At 30.7% G+C, this 17316-nt stretch carries 19 protein-coding genes; 13 read left to right on the forward strand and 6 right to left on the reverse strand.

What is annotated here, in order from left to right; all coding sequences use genetic code 11:
• The 4 genes from B3M86_RS04820 to B3M86_RS04835 all read left to right on the forward strand — a co-directional run.
• On the forward strand, positions 1-1293 hold a 1293-nt coding region (locus B3M86_RS04820), incomplete at its 5' end, for a hypothetical protein (RefSeq protein ID WP_291047508.1).
• Positions 1286-3124 carry a T9SS type B sorting domain-containing protein gene (locus B3M86_RS04825; protein WP_291069210.1) on the forward strand — a complete coding sequence of 613 codons (1839 nt, stop codon included), beginning with the start codon at positions 1286-1288 and terminating at the stop codon, positions 3122-3124. The genes B3M86_RS04820 and B3M86_RS04825, both read left to right, overlap by 8 nt.
• 17 nt (positions 3125-3141) lie before the next feature.
• Entirely contained in the window at positions 3142-4101 is a 960-nt protein-coding gene (locus B3M86_RS04830) for a PorP/SprF family type IX secretion system membrane protein (RefSeq protein WP_219035207.1), read from the forward strand.
• An 11-nt stretch (positions 4102-4112) separates the two neighbouring features.
• Positions 4113-4757: a hypothetical protein gene (locus B3M86_RS04835; RefSeq protein WP_219035206.1), complete on the forward strand. Its 645-nt coding sequence runs from the start codon at positions 4113-4115 to the stop codon at positions 4755-4757.
• A gap of 37 nt (positions 4758-4794) precedes the next feature.
• On the opposite strand, the gene B3M86_RS04840 is transcribed toward B3M86_RS04835, so the two are convergent.
• The 3 genes from B3M86_RS04840 to B3M86_RS04850 all read right to left on the reverse strand — a co-directional run bounded on the left by B3M86_RS04840 (position 4795) and on the right by B3M86_RS04850 (position 7033).
• Entirely contained in the window at positions 4795-5736 is a 942-nt protein-coding gene (locus B3M86_RS04840; protein ID WP_135834485.1) for a PstS family phosphate ABC transporter substrate-binding protein, read from the reverse strand.
• The gene (locus B3M86_RS04845; RefSeq protein ID WP_135834486.1) at positions 5720-5914 is read right to left on the reverse strand and encodes a C4-dicarboxylate ABC transporter; all 195 of its coding nucleotides are present in this window, start codon (positions 5912-5914) and stop codon (positions 5720-5722) included. The genes B3M86_RS04840 and B3M86_RS04845 overlap by 17 nt, the downstream gene beginning before the upstream one ends.
• Positions 5915-6091: 177 nt before the next feature.
• Positions 6092-7033, reverse strand: a complete 942-nt coding sequence (locus B3M86_RS04850) for an energy transducer TonB (protein ID WP_219035203.1) — start codon at positions 7031-7033, stop codon at positions 6092-6094.
• A gap of 121 nt (positions 7034-7154) precedes the next feature.
• On the opposite strand from B3M86_RS04850, the gene B3M86_RS04855 reads away from it, so the two are divergent.
• The 9 genes from B3M86_RS04855 (at position 7155) to B3M86_RS04895 (ending at position 15603) form a co-directional block, all read left to right on the forward strand.
• Positions 7155-7811 carry a hypothetical protein gene (locus B3M86_RS04855; RefSeq protein ID WP_286495869.1) on the forward strand — a complete coding sequence of 219 codons (657 nt, stop codon included), beginning with the start codon at positions 7155-7157 and terminating at the stop codon, positions 7809-7811.
• 111 nt (positions 7812-7922) lie between these two features.
• Entirely contained in the window at positions 7923-8894 is a 972-nt protein-coding gene (gene trpS, locus B3M86_RS04860; RefSeq protein WP_286495867.1) for a tryptophan--tRNA ligase, read from the forward strand.
• A gap of 119 nt (positions 8895-9013) precedes the next feature.
• Positions 9014-9343: a HesB/IscA family protein gene (locus tag B3M86_RS04865; RefSeq protein WP_291047513.1), complete on the forward strand. Its 330-nt coding sequence runs from the start codon at positions 9014-9016 to the stop codon at positions 9341-9343.
• A 1-nt stretch (position 9344) separates the two neighbouring features.
• Positions 9345-10199, forward strand: a complete 855-nt coding sequence (locus B3M86_RS04870) for a hypothetical protein (RefSeq protein WP_291047515.1) — start codon at positions 9345-9347, stop codon at positions 10197-10199.
• 4 nt (positions 10200-10203) lie between these two features.
• Positions 10204-11661, forward strand: coding sequence for a Fe-S cluster assembly protein SufB (gene sufB, locus B3M86_RS04875; protein ID WP_114999857.1), 1458 nt, complete (start codon positions 10204-10206; stop codon positions 11659-11661).
• A 44-nt stretch (positions 11662-11705) separates the two neighbouring features.
• Complete coding sequence (locus tag B3M86_RS04880) at positions 11706-12050, forward strand: four helix bundle protein (protein WP_219035200.1); 345 nt, start codon at positions 11706-11708, stop codon at positions 12048-12050.
• Between the two features lie 39 nt (positions 12051-12089).
• Positions 12090-12845 (forward strand): Fe-S cluster assembly ATPase SufC, encoded by a 756-nt coding sequence (gene sufC / locus B3M86_RS04885; RefSeq protein ID WP_219035199.1) that lies wholly within the window; start codon positions 12090-12092, stop codon positions 12843-12845.
• A 78-nt stretch (positions 12846-12923) separates the two neighbouring features.
• Positions 12924-14243, forward strand: coding sequence for a Fe-S cluster assembly protein SufD (gene sufD, locus B3M86_RS04890; RefSeq protein WP_219035198.1), 1320 nt, complete (start codon positions 12924-12926; stop codon positions 14241-14243).
• Positions 14244-14379: 136 nt separating this feature from the next.
• Positions 14380-15603, forward strand: coding sequence for an aminotransferase class V-fold PLP-dependent enzyme (locus B3M86_RS04895; RefSeq protein ID WP_257468255.1), 1224 nt, complete (start codon positions 14380-14382; stop codon positions 15601-15603).
• A gap of 77 nt (positions 15604-15680) precedes the next feature.
• Here B3M86_RS04895 and B3M86_RS04900 read toward each other — a convergent pair whose 3' ends face one another.
• From B3M86_RS04900 to B3M86_RS04910, 3 genes are all read right to left on the reverse strand, one after another.
• Entirely contained in the window at positions 15681-16007 is a 327-nt protein-coding gene (locus B3M86_RS04900) for a single-stranded DNA-binding protein (protein ID WP_125349072.1), read from the reverse strand.
• Positions 16008-16087: 80 nt separating this feature from the next.
• On the reverse strand, positions 16088-16471 hold the full coding sequence (locus B3M86_RS04905; protein ID WP_125349073.1) for a DUF3037 domain-containing protein: 384 nt from the start codon (positions 16469-16471) through the stop codon (positions 16088-16090).
• On the reverse strand, positions 16449-17240 hold the full coding sequence (locus tag B3M86_RS04910) for a HipA family kinase (RefSeq protein ID WP_219035197.1): 792 nt from the start codon (positions 17238-17240) through the stop codon (positions 16449-16451). Before B3M86_RS04910 ends, B3M86_RS04905 begins: the two co-directional genes overlap by 23 nt.
• Positions 17241-17316 lie beyond the last annotated feature (76 nt).

Raw genomic sequence — 17316 nt, forward strand, 5'->3', positions numbered from 1 at the left:
TTTTTAGGGAAGATTACACATCCTTTAATAAATAAAATTAATGATATAGTAACTTCTGGAATAACATTACCTAACGAAAGTGTAAATTCTTTTGTTCCACGTTTAATGAATTGTGAGTTCCATACAACTGGCTATTATAATTTTTATTATTACGTAGCACCGAATGATATGGATTTTGAATTTACATTGAAAGGAAATATTGATAAATTCCATTTTATGTTATGGAGACTTTCGAAAAATTCGAATCCTAATGATATTTTTGTAAGAACAGGTTCAAGTTCTAATGAATATACAACTATAAATCCAATTAGAGCTGTTTATAGTAACATAACAAAAGAGAAGGGTTTAAAGGGTGGTAAATTAAATGATTGTATATCAAATTCTACAGATGGTTTTGTAAGTGCTTTTGAAAATGGAAGTAAGTTAAAAGAAGGAGAAATTATTGTAATAGCAATTTATGGTACAGATAATCCAATTTTAGAGTTAACAATTAGTGGAGCTAAAACAGTAGATAATCTTGTTTTTGATAACCATTGTTATACAGATGATTATTTATTATCAGATGTGAAGACCAAAATTATAAATGATATTAGAGTTTCAGACCCAAGTATAAATGTTGGGAATATAGAATTTTATAAACCAGATAATACATCTACAAATGATAATATCAGCTATATTAACGGAATAGAACAAATTTTGTATGCCAGAGTTTATGATAATTCTAATAAATTAGTTTATATCTATAAATCTATAAAATTCAAATTTATTCCAGAGTTGATTTATACAGTTCAAAACAAAACAGAACAATATTGTGCTACGTCAATAACTTTTTTAAAAGAGGATTTAATTAGTAGAATATCTCCATCTATTAATTCCTCTAAATATGCAGATTATGAAGTATATGTTGATGACGCAATTGTTAATGGAAATATTCCTTTAAATAATTCTAATAATTATAGAATCAAATTAAAATATATTGGTGCTGAGTTCTGTTCTATAGATTTATTTTCAAGAGAAGTTGAATTTAAGCTAATTAACTCAAATCCTATTTTACCTTCTGGAAAATTTGCAGAAGTTTGTAATACTGAAATTTTATCAGAAGCTGAAATTTTAACTGCTTTAGGAGTTGACTCAACTATTTATCGTTTAGTGAATATGCCAACAACACCTTATAATTTTATTGGGAATGAAGCTAAGTTTAATGTTCAGATTGAAGATCGTTCTGATGCATCTTGTACAAGTAATATTGTAGAGTTTACAGTTAAGAAAAAAAACAAATGTAGATTTGGATAATTTGACTTTAACTTTTTGCCGAAGTGATTTTTCTTTTTCTGAATTTGAATTAATCATCAATAATGTAAAAAAGAATGATAATTTAGTTACTATAAATTTGGTTTATAATGGTACAAGTTATATTGAATCACAACTTCAAAATTTGTATAATGAGATTTACAACAATAGAACACAAACAAGTTTTAATTTATCAATTACAGGAAATAAAGCTGGTTTTTGTGAATCTACAGCTCCGTTGAAAATTACGTTAAATGATTCTTCTATTCCTACAAAACCTTTTGAAGTTTTATTCAATCCTGTTTGTTTAGGTGTGACACAAAATTATACTTTTGATATAGATGAAATAAAAGAACATATTAAAGATAAATTTGGAATTTCAAACATTACAGATTTTGATATTTTTAATTTAGATGGAACACCATTTTTACCAGTTAATGTTAATGCAAATTCTAATCAAACATTAAGTTTTAAAATAAAAAAAGTTGGTGAAAGCTGTTTTTCAGAAGATATGTATTTAATTGTAAAAACAGTTAATCAACCAAATGTTGTATCTGCAACATTTTCAGGTGTGTTTTGCGAAGGAGAAACATTAACAATTGATGATGATTTATTAAAAAATAATTTCGGACTAAATGTTTTTGATTACAAAATATTTATTGATGGAACAGAATATATTCAAGGAAATTCTATCCAAAGAATATTGAATTTTGGAGGAAATACTTCTTTGAATATTCCAATTGAATTTAAAAATACATTAAGAGAGATTTGTTTAACAGCTGTAGAATTAACGGTCAATAAAAAACAAGATTTAATTGTTGATGTTCCTTCATTAGAAAGTTATACAAAAGCGAATCCAATTGTTTTTTGTGAAGGTGAAAACGATGATGCGAAAACTCAAATTCAAGCAATTTTAGATTACATTCAAACTAATTATTCTTTAACAAGTTCTAAAACAAAAGATCAAATTTTTGATCAATTTAATTCTAATCAAGGTTCAGTAGATGTTGATTTTTATAATTTGGACTATTGTGGTGTGATTACCTTAAAATTAAACTACAAGAAAAATTCTTTACCTAATATCGAGGTTGAAAATCCAGATCCATTGTGTACAGGAGAAAAATATAAGTTAGATTTTACAACTCAAACAGATTACGATAAGTATTATTATGAGGTAGAAAAAGAAGATGGAACTAGAATTTTAGGAACATATATTTTTGAGCTTGATGCAGGTAATTATAAAATTACAATTGAAGATAAATTATCGGGTTGTTCTATTGTTAAAACGTTAGTTGTTTCTCTTTCAGTATTGCCTACAATTGATAAAATTACAATCAACGAAAAAAGTATAATTGTTTCTGCAAAAGGAAATGGAAAGTTAGAATATGCGTTGTTTGATTCTGATGGAAAAGTAATTGTAGATTGGCAAACAAAGAATGAATTAATTATTCCAGATAATATCAAAAATAATAATTTTACAGTAAGAGTAAGATTGAATAATTGTGGAGTTTCGGAGCTTAAAAATGTTATTTACCTTGCTTTACCAAATGTTGTAACACCAAATAATGATGGTTTTAATGATATTTGGCAACCAATGACAAAAGATGGTAAAGTTACCAATACATCAAATTCGTACAAATTGATTATTTTTGACCGTTACGGAAAACAGATATTGACACAAGAAGGAACAGATATTATAAAATGGGACGGAACGCTAAATGGTAAACCTGTTGCAGATGGGACATATTGGTATTTGTTAGAATTCTCGAAGCAATCAGATGATTTGCAAGTTTTATATTCTGGTAGTATATTAGTTAAACGAAAAATCAATTAATTGATTGAAACATATTTATGAAAAAAATAACACTATTCATATTAACTCTATTCTCACTTTATAAAGTAGAAGCACAACAAGGGTTACCGTTTTATAATCACTATTTGGTGAGTGATAAAATGTTAATTAATCCTTCGTACGCAGGACAAGACCCGAATGTGATTTCTATAACAGGAACGCATCGCAATCAGTGGGACGATTTACCTGAAAGTCCAAGTACACAAACGGTAAGTGCTCACGGAATTATTGTAGATCGTTTGGCGTTGGGAATGCAATTTTTCAACGATAGAAATGGGGCAGTTAAAATGACTGGTTTCGGAATTAATGCAGCATATCACATTCCTATTGATGATAGAAGTTATGATGGAGATGAAATCAATGTTTTCTCTTTCGGTGTTGGTGCTTCTAATGTTTCGCAACGTTTTGATTATTCAAAAATTATCGCAGAAGATCCGAATGACCCTGCTTTACAAGAAGATAAATATTCTACATATTTTGCGAATTTGGGATTATCTTTCAAATATGCTGGTTTCTCCGCTGGAGTGTCGGTTTTGGATATTCCGTTAAGCCAAAATGTGTATTATGTGAACAATGTAGAGCCTTTGCCAACGTGGTATTATTTCAATGTTGGATATAAATGGAACGTTTCCGAAGGAATTGCGTTAGAACCTTCTTTGGTGTATAATTTGAACTCGAATTCGGAGCGTCATTTGGATATAAACTTGATGTCGCATATTGGTTTTGGAGACAATAATCAAGGCGTTGATATTGGAGTAGGGTACAAGCAAGGAATGGATTCTAAAAATAGCAATCCGTTGTTTGTTTCACCAATCCTAAAGTTTAAAGTTGGTTCTTTAAAAGCTGGAATTTCCTACGATATTGGTTTATCAGATTATCAAGTTGATGGTCGCAAGAACGGAATGTTATTTAGTTTAGGTTTCGATTTGCAAAACCCTTGGGGAGCAAGATTTGATTAATATTATGAATAATGAATAAAATTTTACTTTTAGTCCTATTTATTGTTGGTTGTTCATCTTTTAGTTTTTGTAAGTCAAGTCCAGAAACTAATTTTTGGAATTGGTTTAAAAAAAATGAAAAATACATTTATGATAATATAGATAGCAAAGAATTACAATTAGAATTGTATGATAAGATTAGAAATGAATTAGTAAAGGTTGATTCAAATTTAGCTTTTAATTCAAGTCCAATATTAGAAAATGGGAAAAGAGAATTTACGATTTCGGCTGATGGTTTAAAAGAGAGTTTTGTATCAGTTGAAAAACTAGTTAAACAATCTCCGAAATTCAAAAATTGGAATATTATTGCTTTTCGCCAAAGAATTGGTAATGATAATTTAGGGATTCGTTACAATGATTATGAAATATCTTATGATGATTTGTATTATAAATCGTCTATAAATGAAGGTTTATATGGAATAGATTTATACATCAAGAATTTTGATGGTAGTGGACAAATGCAAAATACAATTTATATTTTACTTGATGCTTTGTTAGGAGAATATGACACAACAATGCGTATAGATTGGATTGAATGGTATAGTTTGAATGAAGAAGATCTGTCTAATTTCAAACATATAATAGAATTAAGAAAAGAGATAGATAATAGAAAATAACCAAAAAAAACCTTCCATTTCGGAAGGTTTTCTGTTTTTATTGTAAGGGTTGTTCTAGATTATTAATTTGAACTTCACGTTTATAAATATAATAAGGTTGAAGACTTTCGCGTGTTACAATTTTTTGTCCACGTTGCGAACCTGCAAACCTTGTGAAACCAGCTCCAATTCCGAAACCAACTTCATTTTTCAAAATATAAATTTGACGATAAAAAGGATAAACACCATATTTCAAATTCGGAATAGTTGGCAATGCTAAATTTCCTTTATCATCTGCAATTGATAATATTTTTACCTTTTTAAGATATTCTTCAACTTTCGGATTTCCTTTATCACTTAAAATATTCAATCCAATAATTCCGATTGCAGTTTTATCTTTTTGTACAAAATCAATCACTTTTTCTGCATCGCCCATAGCTGTTACTTTTGCGCCATTTTCTACAGATAATTTTAATTTATCATTTATTGTATTGTAATTGGCAGAGTTTGGATGATCGTAAACAAATGTTATTTTCGGATCATTTTTATACAAATTATCCTTAATATCATTCATCGAGATAGAGTTGATTGAATTATCAACAGAGGTAATAAAAACTGTTGCGTCTAATGCAATTACAGAAGAAATATATTTTGTTGTTGTTTTATTGAATAAATGTTGTTGTTGAGCTTTTGTTAAAGGCTTACTTACCATCAAAATAGGAATCTTCCCTTCATAAAAATCTTTGATAGCTTTTTCTTCAATCTCTTCGTTAATCGTAATTTTTACATCTGGATAATCAACCATATACATATTTGCTAACGATTGCGCCAAATTCTTAAAGCTTGGATCTACCGTCATTGCCAAATCTCCGTATTCGTGTAAAGCGCGTTTTACAGCAGTTTTTTGTTCAGCTTTTGTCTGTTTTTCTTTGTCTTTACAACTAAAAGTGGAAAAAATAAGAAAGGCCGAAAGTGAAAGTAAACTAATTTTTTTGATCATTTTTATAAGATTTTATACCGCGATAAACACGAAAAGCGCCATAAACAATAAATAAAATACCCAATAACATCGCTTTTATTTCATCTAATTTGATGATGAAAAACTGATATTTCCAAGTAAAAATTCCGATCAAAAAATAACCGAAACCAATCAATCCGTAAACAATATTCTTATTCATAATTCGCAACGAAGTTACAATTTTATTGTGTTAAGATTGACTTAAAACTTAAATTTTATGCGACAAATATACATTTAAAAGAACTTTTTCTGAATAGATATTCAATTTCTTAAACAATAGAAACCATCACACTCAAAAAAATGAATGCAATGGTTTCAGAAAGAAAAGTATTATTAATTATTCGTTTGTTTGAAATCTAACAGGAATTGAAAAGATTAAATTTGCATCCGAACCATCTTCTAATTTTGCAGGCGTTATTTTTTTACCTTTTCTTAGAATTTGTTTATTGATACGCTCCAACGCAGATTTAGCTTCTTTGCCTAAATCTTGATTACTTCCACTTAACGGTTTTACTTGTGAAATTTCTCCATTTTTGTTTACAATAAATTGCATTTTTGCAACCGCTGAACCAATATTATTTCGAGAAGCAGTTTCGGCAAAATCACTTAATTCTCCACCTAACTCTTTCGAGATTTTATCACTCATACATTTTGTTAAAGCTGCATTTCCTTTTTTGCTCTCACTTTCACAACCAGGATAAATTGCCATTACTGCAGCATTTTTCGCTGAAATTGCAACATCAGGTTTTTTAGGTTCTGGAGTTTTTGGACCTTCTGGAATGTCCGTATTTTGTTTACCTACTTTATTTCCTTCGTCACTTACTTCTCCACCACCAACTTGTCCATTAGATTTATCACCATTTCTATTAAAAACGCCTAAATCTTTTCCTTTTAGTTCGTCAACAGATTTTATAGTTTCTTCAACTTTTGGACTTTCTGTTGGAGTTGGAATAATATGTTTCGCCTGATCTGTTTTTAATTGAATTGTTTTTTCTTCCATCGGTGGATCTTCTTTTGGAGGAGTTACTTCTTCTATTTTTTTATCAGGAGGAGTCACATTATCTAAAATAACAATTACACCATCATCTTTTTTTGTTATTTCATTATTCATTGTTTTATTATTTGCATAAATAGTTCCACCAGTAATTAATGCAACAATACCAATCCCAACAAAAAGAGATTTCATCAAATCGTGGTTTGCAACTTGTCTTAGTTGGTACGCACCATATTCTTTGTTTCGGTTTTCGAAAAGAATGTCTAAAAAAGCTTTGTTACTCATATCAATATAATTTAAGGTTAATGAATCTTTTTTCTTTATAGATTCATCTTTTTGCAAAAAGGTTGGTTGAGGTTTGAAAAATTTTCGAAAAAAGTTTAATTTTATTGAAAAGTAGATTTTTATGCAGCTACAAATTGATAAAAAATGCAATCAGAATTGGAACGAAATGAAGGATGCGGAGTCACAACAAAAGTTTTGTGATGTTTGTTCTAAATGTGTTCACAATTTGGACCATTATTCGTTCAAAGAATTAAAAACTTTTCTGAATGATAATCCTACCGCTTGTGTAAAAATTAAAACCAGAAATTTAGAACAATTTAATTCATACGAAGCTTCAAAATCTATTTCTAATCAATCCAAAAGATGGTTACAACTTTCTTCTTTAGTTGGATTTTTAAGCTTTTCAACTATCACAAAAGCACAAACAGAAAATGATTCGATTGTAGTGCAAGGAATTATTAATGATGGTAATGGTTTTCCAGAATATGATATTCCAGTAAATCTTAAAAATTCGAAAAATATTGTATATACAAATGAAAATGGTGAGTTTAAAATAAAGGTTCCGATTAATCAAGATTTTTATACTTTAGAATATGATAGCTATGGAATTAAAGAATTCACTTTTACAAATTCTTCTATATGTCAGAATATAAAAACTGAAACAGGAGATATTGTTTTAGGTGCTGCAGTTGTAAGTTATTATAAATCTCCAACTATTTTAAGAAAATTAAGTCGCACAATTTCTTGGCCATTTCGACAAATTGGAAAGCTTTTTTAGTGCATCCATATGTTTTTCGTCATTCTTGTCAATTAATTCAAATAAACTTCTCGTTACAATTGGTGCATTTCGTTGATTAAGTTTATCTTTGCTTCTTAAATTTTAAAACAAATGCCAAGAATACTTACAGGAGTTCAAGCTACTGGAACTCCGCACTTAGGAAATATTTTAGGAGCAATTTCTCCAGCAATCGAATTAACGGAGAAAGAAGGAAATGACTCTTTCATTTTTATTGCTGATTTACACGCTTTAACGCAAATTAAAGATGCGGAAGTGTTAAAACAAAATACGTACGAAGTGGCTGCAACTTGGCTGGCATTAGGTTTAGATCCTTCGAAAGTAGTTTTTTACCGTCAATCTGATGTGACTGAAACAACAGAATTAACATGGTATTTATTGAACTTCTTTCCATTTCAACGTCTTACTTTAGCGCATTCTTTCAAAGATAAAGCAGATTATTTAGCAGATGTAAATGCAGGATTATTTACGTATCCAATTTTGATGGCTGCGGATATTTTATTGTATGATGCTGAAGTTGTACCTGTTGGGAAAGATCAATTGCAACATTTAGAAATTACACGTAGTGTTGCCGAAAAATTCAATCACCAAATGGGAGAAACTTTTGTTTTACCACAAGCTGCAATTGATGAAAATATTATGTTGATTCCAGGAACTGATGGAAACAAAATGTCTAAATCAAGAAATAATTTTATCAATATTTTCTTACCAGAGAAACAATTGCGCAAGCAAGTAATGTCGATTGAAACGGATTCAACTCCATTAGAAGATCCTAAAAATCCAGATACAGACAATGTTTTTGCTTTATACAAATTATTGGCAACGCCAGAACAAGTAGAGGAAATGCGTCAAAATTATTTGAATGGAGGTTACGGATATGGTCATGCAAAACAGACTTTATACGAATTAATTTTAGAGAAATATGCTGATGCGCGTACTAAATTTGATGAGTTGATGAATGATAAAGTGACTTTGGATGCATTTTTAGAAAATGGTGCATTGAAAGCAAGAGATGTTGCACAAAAAGTATTGAAACGTACGCGAAACAAATTGGGATTGAAGTAATTTGATCAAATTGTAAGTTGGCGATAAATAATATAACTTAAGCGATTGTTAATATTTATATCGTTCATTATTTGAAGTCATTTTAAATAAGTATCTTTGCAATATAAAATTAGAATCAAATGATTAAGGTTTCAGAATCAGCAAAAAATAAAATAATATCACTTTTACAAGAAGAAGGAACTTCTATAGAAGAATCTTTTGTTCGCGTAGGAGTTACGAGTGGAGGATGTTCAGGTTTAAACTATAATTTAGAGTTTACGAAAGAACAAAGTGCAGAAGACAAATTGTTTGACGACAATGGTGTAAGAATTTTGGTTGACAAAAAATCATTCTTATACCTTGTTGGAATGACATTAGAATATTCAGGAGGGTTGAATGGAAAAGGTTTCGTGTTCAATAATCCAAATGCATCTCGCACGTGTGGTTGTGGAGAAAGTTTTGCAGTTTAAGATGAAAAAAATAGCTTTATTCGTTACGTTTTTGATTGGTTTTGTCGCTTTTGGACAAAATACAATTGTAGAAAAAGATTTGATGGTTTTTCAACCAACAGAATCTTCAAAAAAGTTGAATAAAGCTTATTCAGAACATATGTTTTTCGGTTTGTTTAATGTAAAACCTTTTATAAAAGCGTTAGACTTAGACGAATCAAAAATCAAAACAATTACCATTACCAATGCATCAAACAAAAAAGTTGCGTACAAAGCAAATTATGATGCGACAGGAAATCTTCTTGATTTTGAATTGACAGATGAGGTTGCAACGCCAACTAAAGTAAATTATACGTATAAAGATGGTGTAATTTCTGCCGAAACGATTGCAAGAAAAGGAAGTGAAGTAAAAACAAATCAATTCTTTTACAACCAAGAAAATATGTATGTCAAAAACGGAAATAAACTTTTTGATATCATTTGGTTAGAAGGAGATGTGATGTTGAAGAAAACCTATATGGAGCAGAAAATTGGTTTTGAAGACCGATTAATGCACGATTGTAGAATTACAAAATCATTAGGTCAAGACATAAATAAGATTTGTTATAGCAATTCGACATTTAAGGTGCCATTCAAAATAAAAGAATATACGCCAGATGTTGCACCAAAAACAGAAAGAATTAATTTGGTAGAAGGACCTTTGTCAGAAATTAAATTAATTGCTCAAAATAAATATCAGATTTCGAAAAATAATCAACCACAATTTGAGGTGATTTTAGATCAAAATCAACGATTAAAAGAATTCAAATTTTTAGGAAATAAAGCTAATAAACAGCAACCTTTACAGTTTAATTTTACCTATACATTTTATAAATAATAAGATGAGTAACACAAAATATACAGAAGACGATCTACGTGAAGATCTTGCTAGCCAAAAGCAATATGAGTTTGGTTGGACGACTGAAATGGAATATGAAGAATTCCCAGTTGGATTGAATGAAGATATCGTGCGTGCTATTTCAGCCAAAAAAGAGGAGCCTGAGTGGATGACGGAATGGCGTTTGGAAGCTTACCGCGCTTGGGTTAAAATGGAAGAACCAGAATGGGCAAACGTAACTTACGAAAAGCCAGATTTTCAGGCTATTCAGTATTATGCAGCTCCAAAACCAAAGAAAGAATTAGCAAGTTTAGACGAAGTTGATCCTGAATTATTAAAAACTTTCGAGAAATTAGGAATTTCTTTAGATGAACAAAAACGTTTGTCTGGAGTTGCGATTGATGTGGTTTTTGATTCAGTTTCAGTAAAAACAACTTTCCGCGAAACATTAGCAGAAAAAGGAATTATTTTTATGTCAATTTCGGAAGCAATTAAAGAACATCCAGAATTGGTGAAAAAATACATTGGTAAAGTAGTTCCGCCAACAGATAACTTTTATGCAGCTTTAAACTCGGCAGTTTTCTCGGACGGATCATTCTGTTATATTCCAAAAGGTGTTCGTTGTCCAATGGAATTATCAACGTATTTCCGTATCAACTCTGCAGGAACAGGACAGTTTGAGCGTACTTTATTAATTGCGGACGAAGGTGCTTATGTTTCGTATTTAGAAGGTTGTACAGCGCCAATGCGTGATGAAAACCAATTACACGCTGCTGTGGTTGAGTTAATCATTATGGATGATGCTGAGATCAAATATTCTACTGTACAAAACTGGTATCCTGGTGATGATAAAGGAAAAGGTGGAGTTTTCAACTTTGTAACAAAACGTGCAGTTTGCGAGAAAAATGCAAAAGTATCGTGGACGCAAGTTGAAACAGGTTCTGCGGTAACATGGAAATATCCATCTTGTATCTTAAAAGGAGATAATTCGGTAGGTGAGTTTTACTCAATTGCGGTAACAAATAATTATCAACAAGCGGATACAGGAACAAAAATGATTCACATCGGTAAGAATACGAAATCGACAATTATTTCGAAAGGTATTTCTGCTGGTAAATCTCAAAACTCTTACCGTGGTTTGGTGAAAGTGATGAAAAACGCTGAAGGAGCACGTAACTTCTCTCAATGTGATTCATTGTTGATGGGTAACGAGTGTGGTGCGCATACTTTCCCTTACATCGAAATCGAAAATAAATCGGCTCAATTAGAACACGAAGCAACAACTTCTAAAATTGGTGAAGATCAATTGTTCTATTGTAATCAACGTGGTATCGATACTGAAAAAGCGATTGCATTAATCGTAAACGGATTTAGCCGCGAAGTATTAGACAAATTACCAATGGAGTTTGCCGTTGAAGCGAAAAAATTATTAGAAATCTCATTAGAAGGTTCTGTAGGATAGTTATTAATAATGAGTTGATGTGATAATTTGTTAATGAGTTAATGATGGAAAAAGATAATATCATTTTAAAATTAACTTTAGAATTTTCACTATTAATTATAGAATATTGTGAAGAACTTGAATTGGATAAGAAATTTGTTATTTCAAATCAATTATTAAAATCAGGAACTTCAATAGGAGCAAATATTAGAGAAGCTCAAAACGCTGAAAGCTTGAATGATTTTATTCACAAGTTTAAGATTGCAGCAAAAGAAATTGATGAAACCAAGTATTGGTTAGAATTATGTCAATTATCTAAAAATTATCCAAATACAGAAAGTTTATCTGATAAATTGGTAAACATTTCTAAAATTGTGAATAAAATTATAAGTACATCAAAATCAAGATAATTAAAGAATTATCACATTAACTAATTTACAAATTAGATTATGTTATTAAATATAAAAGACTTACATGCTCGTATCGAAGAGCGCGAAATTTTAAAAGGTTTAAACCTTCAAATTAATCCAGGTGAAGTTCACGCGATTATGGGACCTAATGGTGCAGGAAAATCAACTTTATCTAACGTTATTACAGGTAAAGAAGATTACGAAGTAACCGATGGTGATATCGAGTTTGATAATGAATCAATCTTAGAATTAGCACCAGAAGAAAGAGCACAAAAAGGAATTTTTATGTCTTTCCAATATCCAATCGAAATTCCTGGAGTTTCTGTAACAAACTTCATCAAAACTTCTATCAACGAAACGCGTAAAGCGCAAGGTTTAGAAGAAATGGGAGCTTCTGAAATGTTGAAAGAAATTCGTGCAAAAGCTGAATTATTAGGAATCAAAAAAGATTTCTTATCTCGTTCGCTTAACGAAGGTTTCTCTGGAGGTGAGAAAAAACGTAACGAAATTTTCCAAATGTTAATGTTAAACCCAAAATTAGCCATCTTAGATGAAACTGATTCTGGTTTAGATATTGATGCTTTACGTATTGTTGCGGATGGTGTAAACGAATTCAAAAATGAAAACAATGGAGTGTTAGTAATTACACACTACCAACGTTTATTAGACTATATCGTTCCTGATTTTGTACACGTTTTAGCAGACGGAAAAATCATTAAATCTGGTGGTAAAGAATTAGCTTTAGAATTAGAAGCAAAAGGTTACGACTGGGTAAAAGAAGAAGCAGGAATCTAAACATTTTGTAAAATGTAAAATGTATTAAGTCCAAAGTACTTTTTACTTCTTACATAATACATTAATACAATATCTAAAATGATTGATTTAAAAGAAAATTTAGTTTCTCGTCATTTAGTGTTCAACGAAAAAAACAAAGTGAATAAAGAAATCGAAGGTTTACGTCAAGAAGCCATCGAAATCTTTAATCAAAAAGGTTTTCCGACACGTAAAGACGAAGAATGGAAATATACAAATCTTGCTCCTTTGTTGAAGGTGGATTACAAATTGTTCCCAGAAGACGAAGTTGCAATTGAGTACAAAGACATCAAGAAATATTTGATTAATGATATCGATACGTACACAATCGTATTCATTAATGGAAAATATTCTTCGTTTTTGTCAAATACAACACATGATGAAGCTGATATTTGTGTCTTGTCAAGCGCAATGCATAAAACAACTCATCAAGCTGTAATTGAGAATTATTACGGAAAAATTGCGAAAAAAGGTGAAAGTTTAGTTGCTTTAAATACAGCTTTTGCAAAAGATGGAGCTTACATTTATGTTCCAAATAATGTAATTTTATCTAAGCCAATTCAGATTGTTTATTTCTCAACAGGAGCTTCTCAAGAAGCGATGTATCAACCACGTAATTTGGTTGTAGTTGGAGATAATGCGCAAGTTCAAATTATCGAAAGACATCAAACATTAGACGAAAAAGCAAACTTAACAAATGTTGTTTCGGAGGTGAATGTTGGACGTAATTCTGAGATTCATTGGTACAAATTCCAAAATGATTCTAACGATGCTTCTTTAGTTGATAATACATACATCAATCAAGAAAGAGATTCTCGTGCCAATGTATTTACGTTTGCTTTTGGAGGAAAAATTGTACGTAACAATTTGAATTTCTTCCAAAATGGAGAAAATTGTAACTCTGTAATGGACGGAATTACGGTGATTGATGGAAAACAACATATCGATCATCATACATTTGTGGAGCATAATTTCCCGAATTGTGAGTCGCACGAATTGTACAAAGGAATTTATGATGAGAAAGCGCAAGGAGTTTTCAATGGTAAAATCTATGTTCACAAAGAAGCGCAAAAATTGAATGCATTCCAACAAAATAATAATGTTTTATTATCTGATGGAGCTTCAATTAATACAAAACCTCAATTAGAGATTTTTGCTGATGATGTAAAATGTTCGCACGGATGTACAGTTGGACAATTAGAAGAAGAATCTTTGTTCTATATGCAACAACGTGGTATTCCAAAGAAAGAAGCGAAAGCAATGTTATTGTATGCCTTTGCTGCAGACGCTTTGCGACATGTACAAATTCCACAAATCTCAAATCGAGTTAACTCTATAATTGCAAAAAAATTAGGAGTTAGTTTAGATTTCGAATTATAAAATATAGTTCTGAGTTATAAGTAATAAGTTTTAAGTTGAACTTATTTTGAAATATAAAGTAAGTATTTGAAACTATTTTGAATACTTACTTTTTTATTACACATCACTCATAACTCATTACTCAAAACTTAAAAAAATGTCAATAGATATTCAACAAATAAGAAGTCAATTTCCAATTTTAAATAGAGAAGTCAACGGAAAACCATTGGTTTATTTAGATAATGGTGCAACTTCTCAAAAACCGAAAGTTGTTTTAGATGTTTTGGACGAATATTACGAAAAGTACAATGCAAATGTACATCGTGGAATTCATACATTAAGTCAAGAAGCAACAGATTTGATGGAAGAATCGCGTCGTAAGATTCAGAAATTTATCAATGCGAAACACGATTACGAAATTATTTTTACGCGTGGAACGACGGAAGGAATTAATTTAGTTTCTAATTCACTTCGTAATGTTTTATCAGCCGATGATGAAATTATTATTACCGAAATCGAGCATCATTCTAATATCGTTCCTTGGCAATTGTTGTGTCAGCGAACTGGTGCTAAACTAAAATATATTCCGTTAACTGCAGAAGGTATTTTGGATATTGAGAAGTTGGATGATTTATTGACAGATAAAACCAAATTAGTTTGTGTTAATCAAGTTTCAAATGCATTAGGTGTTGTAAATCCGATCAAAACAATTATCGAAAAAGCGCATGCAAAAGGTGCTTGGGTTTTGATTGATGCGGCACAATCTGCTCCACATACTGCAATTGATGTTCAAGCAATGGATTGTGATTTCTTGGTTTTTTCTGGTCATAAAATGTACGGTCCAACTGGAATCGGTATTTTGTATGGAAAAGAAGATATTTTGAATGAATTACCACCTTTCCACGGAGGAGGAGAGATGATAAAAGATGTAACAATGGAGGTTTCAACATACGCTTGTTTACCTTTCAAATTCGAAGCTGGTACACCAGATATTGCAGGAATTATCGGACTTGGAGCTGCGGTAGATTTTATCAATTCTATTGGAATGCAAACGATTCACGATTACGAAAAAGAATTGGTAGATTATACAATTCAACGTCTATCAGAATTTGATGAAGTGGAGATTTATGCAAAAGATGCAGAACATTCTGGCGCAGTTTCTTTCAACTTAAAATTTGACGGCGTTCATTCATCTGATGTCGGAATGATTTTGGATAAAAAAGGAATTGCTGTTCGTACTGGTCATCATTGTGCACAACCAATTATGCAGCATTTCAATATTCCGGGAACGGTACGAGCTTCATTCGCTGTTTATAATACAAAAGAAGAAATAGATACATTTATTGAAGGTCTAAAAACCGCGATTCGAATGTTAGGATAATTCATATTCCAAATTTATTTTGGAATCTTATAAAATAATAAAAGGGAAACATCACTGTTTCCCTTTTATTTTAAACGCTAAAGAAGTACAATTTCATCAATTATAATTTCTGTAATCGTTTTTTGTTGACCATCTTTATCTTGATAATCTCGGTAAGTCAATTTGCCTTCTATAGCAAGTTGCTTCCCTTTTTCTACATGTTTTTCGATCACATTTACAATTGGTCCGTAAGCAACTAAATTGTGCCACGTCGTTTGCTGAACTTTCTCACCTTTGCTATTTGTGTAGCTTTCGTTCGTTGCTAGACTAAATTTTGTAAACTTCTTTTCGTTTTCTAATGTTTTAACATCAGGATTGCTACCAACATTCCCAATTAGCTGAACTTTGTTTCTTAATGTACTCATGGCGATAAATAATTTAAAATTAATGTATGACCAAATTTAAGAAAATATTTTTAAAACATTCGTTTTTAAGCGTTTAACTTTTATAAAACATGTTCTTTATATAATTGATCCAAGGTTTTATCAAGGTTTGTTGTTTTACCAGGATGCGGACGAGAACTTTGGATAGACGAACTTCTGACAGCTGTTAACCAACGAAAACGTTCAGGGGTTTCGAAATTAGATACAGCAGATTCGGGATGAATTCCTTCGGCAATTTTAGACAAAGCATTCAAATTACTGTCAATAAAATCAAGATCTAATTCGTGGCAAAAAGCATTGATTCTACTATCATTAATAAAATATTTTACTTTCAAATAATCTTCTTTTTTCGAAAATAAAATTACTCCAACATTGATAAACTCTTCGCGTTCAACTTTAGGAACCAAACGAAGAATTGCATACTCATATAAGATTTTTTCTGGCATTATTCGCTTCGTTTATAAAAAGTTCGGAATGTTGTAATCGTGTTTTGATAAATGTTTTGTAAACCGTTCTCATTTCTTCGTGAGTAGCATGTGTAACTTCTGTTTCTAACCATTCATCAGGAATCAAATCGACAATTTTATCAATGATTTCATCATTCAAAATCGCTTTAAATTCTGTATCAACTTCTTCAAGTTTTGTAGCATTTTTCAATAGAACATGGTCTTTAATTGGCGTAAAGGGTGCAAGAGCTGCTTTTTCCCAATTGTCCCACGAATGATGAAAATAATAGGAAGCACCATGATCAATCAACCACAATTCTTTGTGCCACATTAACATATTTGTATTGCGAAAAGTACGATCAACATTCGTCAAAAAAGCATCTAACCAAACAATTTGAGAAGATAATTTATCATCAATTTTCATTACAGCAGGATCATAATTGATTGCACCAGATAAATAATGCAAAGCCAAATTAGTTCCTTCGCTAAATTTTAACAAATCCTGAATTTCTTCATCAGCTTCGGATTGACCAAAATATTCGTCCAAATTTGCAAAAACTAATTCAGGAACTTTAAATCCTAAAACACGTGCAATTTCTCCTCCTAATAATTCAGAAATCAGCATGCGAGGACCATGACCAGCACCTTTAAATTTTAAAACATATTTAAAACCGTCATCTGCATCAGCTAGTGCAGGCAAAGAACCACCTTCGCGCAAAGGTTGCAAATAGCGTTCAACGGTAACTGTTCTTAACTCAATCTCATTCATTCTCTAAAATTACGATGAAAAATTTAAAATAATTTTCACATTTATAATTTTTAAATATCACTAAACTTATAGACTG

Origin of the sequence: Empedobacter sp. UBA6305 (assembly GCF_002440405.1) — a bacterium.
Classification (GTDB): domain Bacteria; phylum Bacteroidota; class Bacteroidia; order Flavobacteriales; family Weeksellaceae; genus Empedobacter; species Empedobacter falsenii_B.

What these genes read in the sequence shown, in the direction of transcription:
- trpS (WP_286495867.1), top strand. Translation starts at nt 7,923, where the DNA reads ATGCCAAGAATACTTACAGGAGTTCAAGCTACTGGAACTCCGCACTTA.
- B3M86_RS04895 (WP_257468255.1), top strand. Translation starts at nt 14,380, where the DNA reads ATGTCAATAGATATTCAACAAATAAGAAGTCAATTTCCAATTTTAAAT.
- sufB (WP_114999857.1), top strand. Translation starts at nt 10,204, where the DNA reads ATGAGTAACACAAAATATACAGAAGACGATCTACGTGAAGATCTTGCT.
- B3M86_RS04830 (WP_219035207.1), top strand. Translation starts at nt 3,142, where the DNA reads ATGAAAAAAATAACACTATTCATATTAACTCTATTCTCACTTTATAAA.
- sufD (WP_219035198.1), top strand. Translation starts at nt 12,924, where the DNA reads ATGATTGATTTAAAAGAAAATTTAGTTTCTCGTCATTTAGTGTTCAAC.
- B3M86_RS04900 (WP_125349072.1), bottom strand. Translation starts at nt 16,007, where the DNA reads ATGAGTACATTAAGAAACAAAGTTCAGCTAATTGGGAATGTTGGTAGC.
- B3M86_RS04835 (WP_219035206.1), top strand. Translation starts at nt 4,113, where the DNA reads ATGAATAAAATTTTACTTTTAGTCCTATTTATTGTTGGTTGTTCATCT.
- B3M86_RS04910 (WP_219035197.1), bottom strand. Translation starts at nt 17,240, where the DNA reads ATGAATGAGATTGAGTTAAGAACAGTTACCGTTGAACGCTATTTGCAA.
- B3M86_RS04905 (WP_125349073.1), bottom strand. Translation starts at nt 16,471, where the DNA reads ATGCCAGAAAAAATCTTATATGAGTATGCAATTCTTCGTTTGGTTCCT.
- B3M86_RS04845 (WP_135834486.1), bottom strand. Translation starts at nt 5,914, where the DNA reads ATGAATAAGAATATTGTTTACGGATTGATTGGTTTCGGTTATTTTTTG.
- sufC (WP_219035199.1), top strand. Translation starts at nt 12,090, where the DNA reads ATGTTATTAAATATAAAAGACTTACATGCTCGTATCGAAGAGCGCGAA.
- B3M86_RS04865 (WP_291047513.1), top strand. Translation starts at nt 9,014, where the DNA reads ATGATTAAGGTTTCAGAATCAGCAAAAAATAAAATAATATCACTTTTA.
- B3M86_RS04880 (WP_219035200.1), top strand. Translation starts at nt 11,706, where the DNA reads ATGGAAAAAGATAATATCATTTTAAAATTAACTTTAGAATTTTCACTA.
- B3M86_RS04870 (WP_291047515.1), top strand. Translation starts at nt 9,345, where the DNA reads ATGAAAAAAATAGCTTTATTCGTTACGTTTTTGATTGGTTTTGTCGCT.
- B3M86_RS04840 (WP_135834485.1), bottom strand. Translation starts at nt 5,736, where the DNA reads ATGATCAAAAAAATTAGTTTACTTTCACTTTCGGCCTTTCTTATTTTT.
- B3M86_RS04850 (WP_219035203.1), bottom strand. Translation starts at nt 7,033, where the DNA reads ATGAGTAACAAAGCTTTTTTAGACATTCTTTTCGAAAACCGAAACAAA.
- B3M86_RS04855 (WP_286495869.1), top strand. Translation starts at nt 7,155, where the DNA reads ATGCAGCTACAAATTGATAAAAAATGCAATCAGAATTGGAACGAAATG.